At 66.6% G+C, this 12,110-nt stretch carries 14 protein-coding genes; 7 read left to right on the top strand and 7 right to left on the bottom strand.

What is annotated here, in order from left to right:
- The 4 genes from NRB20_RS26560 to NRB20_RS26575 all read right to left on the bottom strand — a co-directional run bounded on the left by NRB20_RS26560 (position 1) and on the right by NRB20_RS26575 (position 4,624).
- Positions 1–615, bottom strand: a complete 615-nt coding sequence (locus NRB20_RS26560) for a nuclear transport factor 2 family protein (RefSeq protein ID WP_319945425.1) — start codon at positions 613–615, stop codon at positions 1–3.
- Positions 608–2,656: an acetoacetate--CoA ligase gene (locus NRB20_RS26565; protein ID WP_227833870.1), complete on the bottom strand. Its 2,049-nt coding sequence runs from the start codon at positions 2,654–2,656 to the stop codon at positions 608–610. Before NRB20_RS26565 ends, NRB20_RS26560 begins: the two co-directional genes overlap by 8 nt.
- A gap of 35 nt (positions 2,657–2,691) precedes the next feature.
- Positions 2,692–3,543, bottom strand: coding sequence for a fumarylacetoacetate hydrolase family protein (locus tag NRB20_RS26570; RefSeq protein WP_153413650.1), 852 nt, complete (start codon positions 3,541–3,543; stop codon positions 2,692–2,694).
- A 241-nt stretch (positions 3,544–3,784) separates the two neighbouring features.
- Positions 3,785–4,624 carry a FadR/GntR family transcriptional regulator gene (locus tag NRB20_RS26575; RefSeq protein ID WP_227833871.1) on the bottom strand — a complete coding sequence of 280 codons (840 nt, stop codon included), beginning with the start codon at positions 4,622–4,624 and terminating at the stop codon, positions 3,785–3,787.
- 218 nt (positions 4,625–4,842) lie between these two features.
- Here NRB20_RS26575 and NRB20_RS26580 point away from each other — a divergent pair, with 218 nt between their 5' ends.
- From NRB20_RS26580 to NRB20_RS26595, 4 genes are all read left to right on the top strand, one after another.
- Entirely contained in the window at positions 4,843–5,361 is a 519-nt protein-coding gene (locus tag NRB20_RS26580; RefSeq protein WP_153413652.1) for a flavin reductase family protein, read from the top strand.
- A gap of 33 nt (positions 5,362–5,394) precedes the next feature.
- On the top strand, positions 5,395–6,591 hold the full coding sequence (locus NRB20_RS26585; protein ID WP_153413654.1) for an acyl-CoA dehydrogenase family protein: 1,197 nt from the start codon (positions 5,395–5,397) through the stop codon (positions 6,589–6,591).
- 55 nt (positions 6,592–6,646) lie between these two features.
- A complete protein-coding gene (locus NRB20_RS26590; protein WP_153413656.1) occupies positions 6,647–7,570 on the top strand; it encodes a VOC family protein in 924 nt (307 codons plus the stop codon).
- A 249-nt stretch (positions 7,571–7,819) separates the two neighbouring features.
- Entirely contained in the window at positions 7,820–8,158 is a 339-nt protein-coding gene (locus NRB20_RS26595) for a hypothetical protein (protein ID WP_227833872.1), read from the top strand.
- Positions 8,159–8,178: 20 nt separating this feature from the next.
- Here the strand turns inward: NRB20_RS26595 and NRB20_RS26600 are convergent, their stop codons facing one another.
- Entirely contained in the window at positions 8,179–8,982 is an 804-nt protein-coding gene (locus tag NRB20_RS26600; protein WP_227833873.1) for an endo alpha-1,4 polygalactosaminidase, read from the bottom strand.
- Between the two features lie 161 nt (positions 8,983–9,143).
- On the opposite strand from NRB20_RS26600, the gene NRB20_RS26605 reads away from it, so the two are divergent.
- Entirely contained in the window at positions 9,144–9,710 is a 567-nt protein-coding gene (locus NRB20_RS26605; RefSeq protein WP_153413660.1) for a dihydrofolate reductase family protein, read from the top strand.
- Between the two features lie 90 nt (positions 9,711–9,800).
- Here the strand turns inward: NRB20_RS26605 and NRB20_RS26610 are convergent, their stop codons facing one another.
- Positions 9,801–10,583, bottom strand: coding sequence for a GTP pyrophosphokinase (locus tag NRB20_RS26610; RefSeq protein ID WP_227833874.1), 783 nt, complete (start codon positions 10,581–10,583; stop codon positions 9,801–9,803).
- 111 nt (positions 10,584–10,694) lie between these two features.
- Between NRB20_RS26610 and NRB20_RS26615 the strand changes: the two genes are divergently transcribed.
- Positions 10,695–11,300, top strand: a complete 606-nt coding sequence (locus NRB20_RS26615) for a dihydrodipicolinate synthase family protein (RefSeq protein ID WP_194290017.1) — start codon at positions 10,695–10,697, stop codon at positions 11,298–11,300.
- A 162-nt stretch (positions 11,301–11,462) separates the two neighbouring features.
- Here NRB20_RS26615 and NRB20_RS26620 read toward each other — a convergent pair whose 3' ends face one another.
- On the bottom strand, positions 11,463–11,630 hold the full coding sequence (locus NRB20_RS26620; RefSeq protein WP_194290018.1) for an AAA family ATPase: 168 nt from the start codon (positions 11,628–11,630) through the stop codon (positions 11,463–11,465).
- Between the two features lie 388 nt (positions 11,631–12,018).
- On the opposite strand from NRB20_RS26620, the gene NRB20_RS39790 reads away from it, so the two are divergent.
- On the top strand, positions 12,019–12,110 hold a 92-nt coding region (locus NRB20_RS39790; RefSeq protein ID WP_454786550.1), incomplete at its 3' end, for a WXG100-like domain-containing protein.

A 12,110-nucleotide genomic window follows, 5' to 3' on the forward strand; every position in this document is an offset into this window, starting at 1 on the left:
TCACTCCTGTCGGGAGGTCGGCGGGCGGTGGAGCCAAGCCTCGACTTCATCTTCCAGCCTCCGCAGTTCGTCGGGCCGGTCGTCGCCGAAGAGGTCGTCGCCGACGGTATAGCCGCGGCGGCCGAGCACATAGGACAACATGCGGTAGGAGGGCCGGAAGGGAGCCAGCGCCTCCGGTGCGATTCGCCACGGCGTGCCGGGCACGGCCGGGGTGAGCGTATCGCGTTCGTAGACCGCGTCGAGCGCGGCGATCAGCCAGCGTCCGCCGGATCGGCGGGCCCGGTAGATCAGCCGGGTATAAGACACCAGGTCGAGTTCGATGTCGTCGAGTACAGTCCGGGTTTCGATGGCCGCGCCCACCTCGATCAGCGCTCGGTCGCCGTCGACATCCACGATGGGCGGATACATGCGGTGGACGGCCTTGTCGCCGCGTGCGGCCATCTGTTCGGAGGCGGTGACGAACTCGTCTCCGCTACCGCGAAACCAGCTCACGCGCACCACGCTGTCGGGCGCGTAGCAGGCGCGCATCTCGTCCCACCGGCTCCGATCCCGGCCTCGGCGCTCGCGCAGCACCAACTGACTCGCGGCGACGATGTCCGCGATGTGCTCACTCACGATCGCTCCTCCCGGCCGCATGGGCGGCGCGGACGCGGGCCGCGTGCTCGCGGTAGAAGGTGACGCTGCCGGGGTCGGACAGGGCGTCGAGATTGACCGCTTGCTCCAGCGGCACACCGAGATACAGCTTTTTGATGGGTACCTCGATCTTCTTACCGGTGTGCGTGGTCGGGACGGCCGGGGCGATGACGATCTCGTCGGGCACGTACCGGGCTCCGGCGTGGGAGCGGATGGCGGCGATGATGCGGTCCGAGAGGTCTTCGGCCGGGTCGGTGCCCGGTTCGAGGACGACGAACAGCGGCATGTAATAGTTTCCGCCGGGTTGTTCGACGCCGATGACCATACTGTCGAGGATCTCGGGGACCGATCCGAGCGCGGCGTAGATATCCGCGGAGCCCAGCCGCACGCCGTGCCGGTTGAGGGTGGCGTCGGAGCGTCCGTGCACGATGAACGCGCCGTCGCCGGTTTCGGTGATCCAGTCGCCGTGGCGCCACACGCCGGGGTAGCGATCGAAGTAGGCGGACCGGTATCTGTCGCCGTGTTCGTCGTTCCAGAAATACAGCGGCATGGACGGCATCGGCACGGTGATCACCATCTCCCCCACCTCGCCGACGACGCGCTCGCCCCGGTCGTTCCACGCTCGGACCGCGACGCCGAGCATGGGTCCCTGCGAGACCCCGATCCGCGCGGGTTCGAGCGGGTTGGAGCCCACGAAGCACGAGCAGATGTCGGTGCCGCCGGAGTCGGAGCCCACATGCACTGCGGGGCCGAGGTTTTCGCGCATCCATCGCCAGGTGGAGTCCGGCAGCGGGGAGCCGGTGGAGAAGACGAAGCGCAACGCCGAGAGATCCAACGCCGAGAGGTCGGTGTCGGCTCGTTCGTTGAGTTGCAGGTACGCCGCGCCGGTCCCGAACAGGGTCGCGCCGGTCAGGGCGATATTGCGCAGATGCCGGTCCGGGCCGCCGTAGCCGGGCGAACCGGAATAGGTGACCACGGCGGCACCGGTGGACAGCGCGTTCACCATCGCGTTCCACACCATCCACGAGGTGTTGGCGGCGACGTAGCAGATGTCTTCCGGTCCGCAATCATAGTGGAGTGCAAAAGATTTCAGTGATTCGAGCAGCATTCCGCCGTGGCCGTGCACGATGCCCTTCGGGGCGCCGGTGGTGCCCGAGGAGAACAGGACCCACAGCGGGTGTTCGAAGGCGGTGGGCTCGTAGATCGGCGTCGCCGCCCGACCGCCGAGTTCGGCGAAGTCGTGGACGGCCACGTCGCGGACAGTCGGCAGCTGGTCGCCGGGCGCGTCGATGATCAGGTGCCGCACCGAGGGCAGCGCGTCGGCCAAGGCGGTCAGCCGGTCGGCGTATTCGATGGTCTTGCCGTTGAATCGGTATGCGCCGCAACCGATCAGCACCACCGGCGCCAACTGGGTGAGCCTGGCGACGGTCGCCGGGACGGCGAGTTCCGGAGAGTTGATGGTCCAGATCGCGTCGACCGCGGCTGCGGCGAGTAAGCCGATGACGGCCTGCGGGGTGTTCGGCAGTACCGCGGCCACCCGGTCGCCGGGGCGCACACCCAGGTCCCGCAGTGCCGCCGCCAGTCCGGCGACGCGGTCGCGCAGTTCCCGCCAGGAGAGCGTCGTGATCGTCTCGTCCTCGCCGATGGTCACGATGGCGGTGCGTGTCGCGGAGTCGGGAACGTCGGCGTGGCGGAGCAGATTCTCCGCGTAATTGACCGTCGCGTCCGGAAACCACTGTGCGCCTGGCATATCGGAGGAGGCGAGCGCGGTGCCGTGCAGGCCGGTGCCCAGGACGTCGAAATACGTGGCGACGGTGGACCAGAACTGCCCGGGTTCCCGGACGGACCACGCGTGGATCGCGCGGTAGTCGGGTAGGCCACGCCCGATCCGCGTGCTCGCCACGCGCGCGAAATCGGTCAGGCGTGCCTGCTCGGTCGGCGCCCAGTCGATACCGGACGGTTGCGACCGGGCCGGGTCCGGTTCAGCGGCTGGAACAGATTGTGTGCCAATCGTTTCGATCAATGTGCTGCTCTCGTTCACGTCGGTGGGCCGGCGCATCATGCGCCGACGAACCGCTGGCGCAGCTCGCCGATACCGGAGATGTAGCTGACCAGCTCATCGCCCGGACGCAGGAATCGCTGCGGTGTGCGTCCGGCGCCGACTCCGGCCGGGGTGCCGGTGAACAGCAGATCCCCGGGCAGCAGCGGAAGTTTCTGCGACAGCGCCGAGATCAGCGCCGGGACGGAGAAGATCAGATCGCGGGTGCGTCCCTTCTGCATCTGCTCGCCGTTGATCGAGCAGCCGATCTCGAGGTCGTCGCGATTGTCGAGTTCGTCGGGGGTGACGATCCACGGCCCGGTCGGCCCGAATCCGGGCAGCGATTTGCCCAGGCTGAATTGCGGTGAGGGACCGGCGGTCTGAGTGATCCGCTCGGACAGATCCTGGCCGACGGTGAGCCCGGCGACGTGGTCCCACGCCTGTTCGGGACCGATCCGGTGGGCCCGGGTTCCGATGACGGCGACGAGTTCGACCTCCCAGTCGGTCTTTCCGTCCGGCGGCAGCTGGACCTGCGTGACGGGGCCGCTGAGGCACGACACCCACTTGGTGAACATCACCGTGGGCTGCTCGGGCACCGAGAATCCGGACTCCGCGGCGTGTTCGCTGTAGTTGAGCCCGATCGCGAGGACCTGACTCGGCGCGGGCACCGGCGCCTCGAGATCGGTTGCGGCGAAGGCTTTTCCGCCGCTGGCATCGGTGTCGGCGGCCCAGGCCGCGAACTCCTCCCACACGTCGTAGACGGACTGCGGGTCGGGGCCGAAGCGGCCCGAACTGGCCTGTTCGACATCCAGCGCGGCGGAGCCGTCGGCGGATATCAGCACGAGCCGACCGGACAGATTGGCGATACGCATGGGATCTCCTTCTCGGGTGATGGGGACCGTCGATCCATGGGAGCAGATCGGAGCAAATCATCATGTTTAATTCCGCACCCCAGTGTTGGAGCGATCCGGGACACCTGTCAAGAGGGTGTGCGAAATTAATCATGATGAATTCCTGTGACCACGACCCACCGGGCGGGCGCACCGACAGCAGCACAACCGTCGATGGCCATCAATCCTGTTGCGGGAAAGCGGGATTCGCGCACGGAGCCAATCAGTTCGACGGTTCCGCCACGCCGTCGACCGACGGTCGGAGGGAGCGCAGCACCACGGTCGGGATGGTGCGTCGCAGCGCGTCGATGGCGGCGTCACGATCGCGACGGGCCAGCGCCTCGACGAGATCCTCCATCACCCGAGCCAGCGGCGCGGGATCGACATCGTCGCGTGCGGCGACTTCCAGTTTCGCGCGCAGGTAGGTGGTGCCGACGTCCATGATGCTCAGATAGAGGGTGTTGAGCAGGCCACCCTTGCCCAGATCGGCGATGTAGGCGTGCAATTCCCAACAGGTCCAGACGAAGTCGGAGATCGAGCCCGCCGCCTCGGCCCGGCGTACCCGGTCGAGCCGTTCGGCCAGCGCGTCCTGATCGGCGAGGGTGTAGCAGCGCAGCACCTCGTCGATCAGCAGCGGGGCGATGGCATCGCGGATCCGCACCGATTCGGCGAATGCGGAGTCGTCGTCGGCGGCCGCGCGGAACCAGCCGTTCATACGCGACAGCGGTGAGGGATCGCAGGCGAACAGCCCGCCGCCGGGGCCCGGCCGGGAGGTGATGACGCCGCGCGTCTGGGCGAGTTTGATGGCCTCGTTGATGGTGCCCACCGACACCCCGCACAGCTTGCGGAGCTCGTCCTTGCTGCCGATGCGCTCGCCCGCGGGAACCGCGGCGGCCAAACGGGCGATCTGGCCCGCCGCCTGCTCCGCCCGGGAGCCGTCGAGCGCCACCGTACTACCCACAGCCGTTGCGCGAGACCACATCTCACGCGAGTAGGCCGGACCGTCGAACGCCTCGTCGTCGCGGCTCGGGCGCGACGTGCCCGAGTGATCGTCTGCGCTCATCGTTGCCTCCTCGCCCCTGACCGGTCCGCGACTCGCGGCGAGCCACCAGACCCTCACTCTAGCAATTAATCATGACGATTCAGGGTCAGCCGCGTCGCAAAAAATCATGATTAATTTCGCCGAACCCCTTGACGAGTGACGGGGGTCACTGGACACTGAAGCCATCCCAATTAATCATGATTTATTCCTCCGATCATCCGAGGGAAGGACGCGCAGCCATGCTGGACCAGCAGTTTCGCGATCTGATGGCCGGGGTGTGCGCACCGGTCACCGTGGTCACCACCACCGACGAGCACGGCCCGCACGGCGCCACCGTCAGTTCCCTGGCCTCGCTGTCGCTGCGACCGGCGCTGCTCTCGATCGCGCTGGATCGCCGGTCGACACTGCTGCGGCGGATCGAGCAGTCCGGACGTTTCGCCGTCAACATCCTCGCCTCGGCGCAGGACGAGGTGGCGATGACGTTCGCCAGCCGCGGCGAAGACCGATTCGCCGGGACGAACTGGTCACTCGCACAGGGCCTGCCGCGCCTGGACCAGATCGCCGGCTGGGCAGCCTGCGAGGTGTGGCAGCGCGTCGAGGCGGGCGATCACCTGCTGCTGATCGGGCTCGTCACGCACGCCGCCTCCACCCAGCGCGCGCCGCTGGTCTACGGCTATCGCACCTTCGGCACCCATTCCCGCTTCGCGGCCCGCCCGCGCACCCCCATCGTCGACGGCATCACCGCCTGCTCGTACTGACCACCCGCTCGAACTCACCAGGAGACACCACCGATGACCGCCACCGCACCGCAGACCGTGCCCACCACCGCCGAACTCGTCGCGCGCGCAAGGGAACTCGCGCCGCTGTTGCAGAAGAACGCCGCCGCGGGTGAACAGGACCGCCGCGTCGCGCAGGAGAGTATCCGGGCGTTGACCGAGGCCGGGCTGTTCAAGATCGCGACGCCGAAAAGGTATGGCGGATACGAGACTTCGATGCGCACCATGCTCGAGGTGTCCGCGGCGGTCGCCGAGGCCGACGGTGGCACCGCCTGGGTGGTGACGCTGGCCAACGTGATGGCGTGGGTGGTCGGACTGTTCCCCGAACGCGTCCAGGACGAGGTGTTCGGCGCCGATCCCGACGCGAAGGTGTCGGGCGTGCTGTCCCCGACCGCCGAAACCCACAGGGTCGAGGGTGGTTGGCGGGTGAGCGGCAAGTGGTACTACAACTCCGGTTCGCTGCACGCCGACTGGGCGGGGCTGGGCATACCGATCACCGACGAAGACGGCGCCGTGGTCGACCAGGGCATGGCGCTGATCCCCCGGTCGGATCTGGATCTCGAGGACACCTGGTTCGTCGCCGGGATGCGTTCCTCGGGGAGCAACTGCCTGGTCGCGTCGGATGTCTTCGTCCCGGAGCACCGGGTGATGCGGGTGCCGCCCGCGATCACCGGCGACTACCCCACCGAGCACACCGAGGAGACGCTCTACCGGTCCGCGCTGGTGCCGGTCCTGGCGCTGGTGCTGGTCGGACCGCAGCTCGGAATGGGCCGTGCCGCACTGGATCTGGTCGTCGGCAAGGCCGCGGTCAAGCCGATCTCCTACACCTTCTTCACCGCACAGCAGGAGTCGGTGGCGTTCCAGTTGCAGATCGCCGAGGCCGCCCGCCTCATCGATACCGCGCAGCTGATCGCGCACCGCGCCGCCACCGATATCGACGAGGCCGCCGCCCGCGGGGAATATCCGGATCAGCTCACCCGCGCCCGGGTGCGCTCGGACACCGGGTACATCGCCGAATCCATCACCCGGGCCATCGATATCCTGCTCTCCGCCCACGGCGCCGGTTCGTTCGCCGAAGTCAATCCGCTGCAACGGATCTGGCGTGACTCGGCGACCGCCGCCCGGCACGCCATCGTGTCCCCGCAGGTCGGCTACGAGATCTACGGCAAGGCGCTGCTGGGGGTCACCGAACCGATCACCCCGCTGGTCTGAGTGCCCGAAACAGTCAGCCACGCAACCGATTACGACGTAATCGTCAGGAGAAACCATGGGACTGCACCGATTGACCGCCATCACCATCGGCGTACCCGATCCGGACATCACCGCCGGCTACTACCGCGACTTCGGCCTGACCGATCTCGGCGACCACCGATTCGGCACCGTCGACGGCGGTGAGCAGCTGCGCCTGGCCCGCACCCCACAGCGTCGGCTGCTCGAACTCGGCATCGGCGTCCACGACCGAGATGACCTGGCGCGCATCGGATCACGATTGGAGAAGCTGAACATCACCCACGAGATCGGCCGGGATCGTCTCACCGTCCAGGACCCGAATTCCGCACTCACGGTGGTGGTGGAGGTCGCCACGGAGATCCGGCAGCAGCCGACGGCACCGGCGGCCGCCAACGGGCCGGGCCGGATCGGCCGACTCGACGCCCGCGCCGACGGTATCGGCCGCACCGCACCGGTCCGGCCCCGCAAACTCGGCCACGTCGTCATCGGATCACTGGATCAGCAAGCCAGCCAACGCTTCTTCACCGAAGGGCTCGGCTTCAAGACCAGCGATCAGGTGCCCGGCCTGGCGGCGTTCATGCGCTGCTCCACCGACCACCACAACGTGCTGGTGCAGCAGGCGCCACTGAACTTCCTGCACCACACCGCCTGGGAGGTCGACGACGTGGACGAGGTCGGCCGCGGCGCCACCGCGATGCTCGAGGGCAACCCCGAACGGCACGTCTGGGGCCTGGGCCGCCACCACATCGGATCCAACTTCTTCTGGTACCTCAGGGATCCGGCGGGCAATTTCTCCGAGTACTACAGCGACCTGGACTGCATCGTCGACGACGCATTGTGGAAACCCGAGGTCGTCGAAGGCGCCAGGGGCCTGTACAACTGGGGCCCTCCTCCCCCACCGTCGTTCCTCGCACCGGAGGATCTCGCCGCCCTGATGACCGGCTCACACGCACCGAAGTAGTTCGGCGACACCGAAACTCGACGCGACCCCGACCTGTGCACTCCGACCGATTCTCGATCGCGACGAGGCGGTTGCGGCCGGGCGGAATCGATCCGGAGGTATCCCGACGGTTCCGGATCGCCGAACACATGGACGCAGACGCACATAGCACGGCACGTCCGCTGCCCCAGTGCTGTGGTCGCTTCGGAGCCCGGGGTGCGGCATTTCGGTGCCGTTCTCCGTGGTGGCCGCGGCGCGGATACTGGTCGGGTGCGGTGGATTCGTGAGTACTACGCGGACGAGGGTATCTGGCTGCTGATGGAGATCGGTGATGATGGCTGGCCGAATCGGCAGGTCGAGCTTCGGGGGGCTGATGGTGAGCCGGTCGCGGCGGCGGCGCTCGCGGAGGTGTCGCATGCGCGGGATCATGGGGGAATCGGTGCGGTTCGGGCGTACGAACACAGATACGGCGCGCTTGCCGAGGGCAGCGTCGAGGAGTGGGATGTGCGGGCCGACGCCCTCGGCCGGATGGATGGCCGGGAGTTCGAGACAGTGTGGGCGATGGCTCGTCGGGCAATCGAGCGGCGCGGGGATGCGTATCTCAGCTGAGTAGTGTCGGGTGCGGCGGCTCAGCATGTCTTGCGGAGGTATTCCTCGTTGTCCGGCGTGGACACCTGTTTGTCGCGCTCGATGATGCTCAGACGATCGCCGAAACGCGAACATGCCTCCGCCAGACCGTGATCGGTGTATTCGATCACCTCGACGTGGTTGTCGAAGGCGTCGGCGTAGGTGGCGCATTCGTCGTTCTCCGCGCACTCCTCGGCGATCGCGAAGTCCAGACCGTTCCGACGGCGGTTGTCGGCCAGTTCGGCGGTGTTCTTCTGTGCGATCGCCAGACCTCTGTCGTGGGCGTGCGCCGACAGCAGGCGGATGTATTGCTGCGCTTCGTCGGAGGTGAGCAGGTTTCGGGATCGGGTGTAGCTGTCGAAGTTGTCGGGCTCGACGGCTTGGAATCCCTTGGCGGCACACGTATCGATCCAGTTGTTCACGATGGCGGCGATGCGCTGTCGCTTGGCCGCGGTGGTCAGGTCGAGCAGCGCCTCGTTCCAGTCGGGGTCGATGACCACGGCACCGCTCGCATCGTGGAGCAACAGCGTGGGGTCCCAATCGCGCTCGGCGCCCGGTTGGGTTTGGAAGGCATTTACGTAACAGATGTTGTATAGGCCGACAGCAGGATCGGCGGTGTGGTCACGCGAAACGACGGACACTCCGGATGGCGGGTGGTAGGGGCCGCCGATCTGATAATCGAAGCCGACGTGCGGCGTCGGGACCTGCGTCTCCGAGGCCGGGTGCTTCGGCCCGGCGCATGCCGTCACCACGAAGGACGCCGTGACGATGACGGCGGCGAGAGCGCGAAAATGGTTGATACCCATCATGATTCCACCGCAGTTCTCGATCATGACGGCGCGGTCGCGTGATCGACCGCCCGCGAGACCACCCCGACTACATCGGATGATCCCGCATTCCCGGACCACCCGTGAGATCTCGTGTGGCATCGCGATGAGTTCCACCCTCCGGGGCAGTCTTACCTGTCATGGGCAAACTCATCTATGGCTTCAACGTGTCGGTGGACGGATATATCGCCGACGCGAACGGCAATATCGACTGGTCCGATCCGAGCGAAGAACTCCACCAGTACTGGAACGACTTCGAGCGCGAGACCGCCCTGTCGTGCTACGGGCGGCGGCTCTACGAACTGATGTCCGCGTACTGGCCGACCGCCGACCAAGCCCCGGACGCCTCCCCGATGATCGTCGACTTCGCCCGCATCTGGCGCGACATGCCGAAGGTCGTGTTCTCACACACCCTGGAATCGGTCGACTGGAACTCCCGCCTCGAACGCGGCGACCCGGTCGAGGTGGTGCGGAAACTGAAGGCCGAGACCGACGGCCGGCTGGAGGTGGCCGGTGCGACGCTGGCCGCGCCGATCGTGCGGGCCGGGCTGGTGGACGAGTACCGGATCGTGGTCTCGCCCACCGCCGTCGGGGGCGGCACCCCCTTCTTCCCGACACTGCCGTCGTGGATATCGTTGCGGCTGCTGGAGAATCGCACCTTCCCGGGCGGCACGGTGCTGCTGCGTTACGAGGCGAAACGCGACTGAGAACATCTCTCGCGAGGACACCCGCGGGTGGCGGTTCCCGCCGACAGTGTGCTGAAACCCGAACGCGCGGTTCGGGTTACACGCTGGCGGTCAGCTGCCCGCGGGATCGTCCGCGGCGAGTTTGCTGTAGAGGGTGCTCAGGTCCAGGGTGCTGAGATCGCGGGTGTCCAGGGCGGCGGCCGGGCGGGGGTGCGCGGTGTGCTCGACCTGGCGGTGCAGGGCCTCCATCTGCTCGTCGAGTTGGGTGGCGACGTCGGCGGCCCGGGTGAGGTCGGTTTGCAGGTTGGCGGGGACTTCGCCGCGGTATTTGTAGTAGATCTTGTGTTCGAGGCTGGCCCAGAAGTCCATGGCGATGGTGCGGATCTGGATCTCGACCGGCGTGTGCTCGGTGCCCTGGGAACGGAAGACCGGGATCGACACGATCAGGTGCAGGCTCTGGTAGCCGGTGGGTTTGCGGTGGGTGATGTAGTCCCGCTCCTCGAGCAGCGTGATGTCCTCCTGCCCGACCAGCATGTTCCGGATCTCGGTGATGTCGGACCGGAAGCTGCACACCACCCGGACCCCGGCGATGTCGAGGATGTTGTCCCGGATGGAGGCCAGGTTCATCGGATACTTCTTGCGCCGCACCTTCTCCAGCACGCTCTCGGGCGTCTTGAGCCGCGACCGCACGTGTTCGATGGGGTTGTACTCGTGCGTGCTGTTGAAATCCTCACGCAGGATATTGATCTTGGTCGTGATCTCCTCGATCGCGAACTTGTAGCCGAGCATGAAGTCGAGAAACTGCTCACGGAGCGCACGAACGTCATCGACGGTGATCGGACCACTGCCGGAGGAATCGTTGTCGGCGCTCGAGGCCGGTTGCCAGGATCTCATTGCATCCATTCTGCCCGTGCCCGCGACTACTTCCCGCCGCAGCCGGGCATGTCACACTGCGAACCGCCCCTGTTCCGGACGTGCGCCCCGTGCCGTCCAACGTGCGACTGCGTGAGTGGGATACGGATCGGGTCGCCAATTGTGGCGCTGCTGACGCCCTTTCGTGATGGTGGCGCCATCGACCACGCGGCGCTGGGTGATTATCCGGACATGGTCAGCGCGGCCGGGGTGGAGACGGTGCTGCTGTACAGCTTTCCGCGTCACACGCAGACCGCGGTGAGCCCCGAGGCGGTGGCGCGGCTGGCTGCCAAGTTTCCGCTGGTGTGTGGGGTGAAGGATTCCGGGAAGGACCTCACGATCAGCCGGGGGTACAAGCAGCGGACCCCGCGACTACAGGTGTTCCTGGGCGACGACCGTTCGGGGGTTCGGGTGCGCGAACTCGGAGTCGACGGTGTGGTGACCGGTGCCAACCGGATCGGGTCGGTTGGCGATGACGAGATCCACGACCGAGCAGGCGAGTTCACGCAGGCCGCTGTCGAGTACCTCGGTTCGGTAGGTATCCCAGTCCGCGAGTTTGCCTGCGTCGCGGGCGAATCCGCGTTCGCGCATCCTGGTACGGATAACGGCCTGAGTGGAATCGACCCACACGGTGGTCACCGGGACCGGATCGTCGAGATCCGCGATCCGCAGAGGTGTTCGCTCAGACTTGTCGCGTGATCCGCGGCTTGCTGGATGACGTCCAGGAACGGCGTGTCCAGCACCACCGGATACTTGGCCGCGACCCGCAGCCGGTCCGGATCAACCCCGAGTAAACATGCGGTGCCACAACGGATCTGTACACAGCGCTGTCCCGGTCGTGCGGCTGGGTCAGTACCGACATCACCGAATCTCGAGGTCGTCCGCATACCGGTCCTTGTCCAGCACGACCGCATCGGTCAGTTCCGCCAAAAACCGTGCGGTGGTCGACTTTCCGGATGCGGGAAACCCACAGCACACGATCGCGGCGGGCCCGTCGTCCAGATGTTCCGCACATCGACCGGCGCCCAAACCACCCAACTCCCCCAGCGGACAACAGAATTCCCACGGATGAAACCTCCCATTAACCGGGGAATCAGATTCCGGCAGTGCTGCTTTCGCTTAATTACTCGGATCCAGGTCGACCATCGAACCCGAGGACCTGGCCGGAGGGTGTGAGTGGGATGGGACTGCTGGGGTCTGGCAGGTTCGGCGAGCGGAGTTGTGGATCCGAAGCCGGGGTACGGCCCTCGCGCGCACATGATGGAAGTGCTGTCGCCTACTCGATTTCTATTGAGTAGCAGGCACATTCGAAGTGATTCACAAACAAGAGGGCGCTGATCGCGCGGGGTGTGGTGCTGATGGTTCGACGTCGGTGGCGTGAACGGTGAGTATCGAATTTCCCGAGGGGCTCAATTGGGTGTCGTATCTGGCGGGTGCGGAGTGGCCTAAGGGGGACGAGGACAAGGTCTTCGCTCTGGGTGATTCGTGGTCGGGGGCGTCGAAGCAGAC

This window comes from Nocardia macrotermitis (genome assembly GCF_009604405.1).
GTDB classification, from domain to species: domain Bacteria; phylum Actinomycetota; class Actinomycetes; order Mycobacteriales; family Mycobacteriaceae; genus Nocardia; species Nocardia macrotermitis.

What these genes read in the sequence shown, in the direction of transcription:
- NRB20_RS26570 (WP_153413650.1), bottom strand. Translation starts at nt 3,543, where the DNA reads ATGCGTATCGCCAATCTGTCCGGTCGGCTCGTGCTGATATCCGCCGAC.
- NRB20_RS26575 (WP_227833871.1), bottom strand. Translation starts at nt 4,624, where the DNA reads ATGAGCGCAGACGATCACTCGGGCACGTCGCGCCCGAGCCGCGACGAC.
- NRB20_RS26580 (WP_153413652.1), top strand. Translation starts at nt 4,843, where the DNA reads ATGCTGGACCAGCAGTTTCGCGATCTGATGGCCGGGGTGTGCGCACCG.
- NRB20_RS26585 (WP_153413654.1), top strand. Translation starts at nt 5,395, where the DNA reads ATGACCGCCACCGCACCGCAGACCGTGCCCACCACCGCCGAACTCGTC.
- NRB20_RS26590 (WP_153413656.1), top strand. Translation starts at nt 6,647, where the DNA reads ATGGGACTGCACCGATTGACCGCCATCACCATCGGCGTACCCGATCCG.
- NRB20_RS26600 (WP_227833873.1), bottom strand. Translation starts at nt 8,982, where the DNA reads ATGGGTATCAACCATTTTCGCGCTCTCGCCGCCGTCATCGTCACGGCG.
- NRB20_RS26605 (WP_153413660.1), top strand. Translation starts at nt 9,144, where the DNA reads ATGGGCAAACTCATCTATGGCTTCAACGTGTCGGTGGACGGATATATC.
- NRB20_RS26610 (WP_227833874.1), bottom strand. Translation starts at nt 10,583, where the DNA reads ATGAGATCCTGGCAACCGGCCTCGAGCGCCGACAACGATTCCTCCGGC.